Source organism: Chitinophaga sp. 01L420 (assembly GCF_056399985.1).
Genome location: NZ_JBFTSK010000136.1, coordinates 1 through 776, shown reverse-complemented (window position 1 = coordinate 776; position 776 = coordinate 1). Strand labels below are relative to the sequence as shown.

Sequence of the window (776 nt, the reverse complement as noted above, 5' to 3'; positions counted from 1 at the left end):
CTCAGCGCATTCCAGACAACAGATAATATCACTTACACCGTTCTCGTAACACCTGCCACAGATGGCGCGGTAACCCTACAGGTACCAGCCAGTGTAGCCGTGAACGTCGGTAATAACCTCAATACCGCTTCCAATACATTAAGCCTCGTTTTTGCWGGAACAGCTCCWGTMRTAACAGCAGTAGAYGTACCGGCAAATGCCATTTACAGACTTGGCCAGGTACTCTCCTTCACCGTTCACTTCAGTGAACCGGTGAATGTTACCGGTGCTTCATCGCTGGATGTAATCATAGGCGCCACYACMAGATCCGCTACACTTGTAAGCGGCAGCGGCACCAATGCTTTACKATACAGCTACACCGTGCAGCAGGGCGATATGGATATGGATGGTATTACACTCGGCACAGCAGTTACCGGCACTATCCGTAACACAGCCGGAAAAGATGCAGTACTCACACTCAATAATGTGGGCAACACTACCGGGGTACTCGTAAATACCACTAATCCGGGTGTGGTCATTTCCACTACCGCTACCTCGCCGGTGATAGCACCATTCACCGCGACCATAACATTCACCGAAGCGGTGACTGGATTTGTAGTTGGAGATATTACCACCACCAACGCTACGCTCAGCGCATTCCAGACAACAGATAATATCACTTACACCGTTCTCGTAACACCTGCCACAGATGGCGCGGTAACCCTACAGGTACCAGCCAGTGTAGCCGTGAACGTCGGTAATAACCTCAATACCGCTTCCAATACATTAAGCCTCGT

The 776-nt window shown here is 50.4% G+C and carries 1 protein-coding gene; it reads left to right on the top strand.

All coding sequences use genetic code 11. From position 1 onward, the window contains the following. Positions 1 to 776: Ig-like domain-containing protein (locus AC1DP6_RS36490; protein WP_477059309.1), on the top strand; the 776-nt coding region annotated here is incomplete at both ends.